Annotated in this window: 1 protein-coding gene; it reads left to right on the top strand. The window is 70.5% G+C overall.

The window, feature by feature from the left end; translation table 11 throughout:
- Positions 1-264: 264 nt before the first annotated feature.
- A partial coding sequence (locus tag ACIQ8B_RS32970; RefSeq protein WP_403552010.1) for an IS110 family transposase occupies positions 265-1,127 on the top strand: 863 nt, incomplete at its 3' end.

Below are 1,127 nucleotides of genomic sequence, written 5' to 3'. Positions count from 1 at the left end.
CCCCGTTATCTTCTTCGCGGTCCTGCAAGAGGGCCGCTGGCCTCCGGGCCCGGCATGACTTTTGCCCCCTGTCGAACGGATGACCTGGGGGGTGGTGTCACCGGGTCCGGGAGGTGCCGTCGGAGACGCTGATGAGAGGTCCGGCCACCGCCCGGTCCGGCGCAACGCCGGGCAGTTCGCGGGCGGCAGGTCTGCATAACGTGGATGCGCGCGTACGACACCACCGCCCGAGGCCGGCTCGTCCGACTCCCTGGAGAGGGTGCGATGTTCGACACCGAAAACGTGGGCGTGTTCCTGGGCCTGGACGTCGGCAAGACGGCCCATCACGGCCACGGGCTGACCCCGGCCGGGAAGAAGGTCTTCGACAAGCCCCTGCCCAACAGCGAGCCGAAACTGCGGGCCGTCTTCGACAAGCTGGCCGCGAAGTTCGGCACGGTACTGGTGATCGTGGACCAGCCCGCCTCGATCGGTGCCCTCCCCCTGACCGTCGCCCGGGACGCGGGCTGCCAGGTCGCCTACCTGCCCGGACTGGCGATGCGCCGGATCGCCGACCTCTACCCGGGCGAGGCGAAGACCGATGCGAAGGACGCGGCCGTGATCGCGGACGCGGCCCGCACGATGCCGCACACCCTGCGCTCGCTGGAGCTGACCGACGAGATCACCGCCGAGCTCACGGTCCTGGTCGGCTTCGACCAAGACCTCGCGGCCGAGGCCACCCGCACCAGCAACCGGATACGCGGCCTGCTCACCCAGTTCCACCCCAGCCTGGAACGCGTCCTCGGCCCCCGCCTGGACCACCAGGCCGTCACCTGGCTCCTGGAACGCTACGGCTCCCCGTCCGCCCTGCGCAAAGCCGGCCGCCGCAGACTCGTGGAACTGATCCGCCCGAAAGCCCCCCGCATGGCCGCCCGGCTGATCGACGACGTCTTCGACGCACTCGACGAACAGACCGTCGTCGTCCCCGGCACCGGCACCCTCGACATCGTCGTGCCCTCCCTGGCAGCCTCGCTCGCCGCCGTCCACACCCAGCGCCGCGCTCTGGAAGCCCAAATCAACACCCTGCTGGAGGCCCACCCTCTTTTCCCGGTCCTGACGTCGATGCCCGGCATCGGCGTCAGGACCGCCGC

Origin of the sequence: Streptomyces sp. NPDC096105 (genome assembly GCF_044763335.1) — a bacterium.
Classification (GTDB): domain Bacteria; phylum Actinomycetota; class Actinomycetes; order Streptomycetales; family Streptomycetaceae; genus Streptomyces.
Note: the sequence above shows the minus strand (reverse complement) of the source record. Positions and strands in the feature narration are given on the sequence as shown.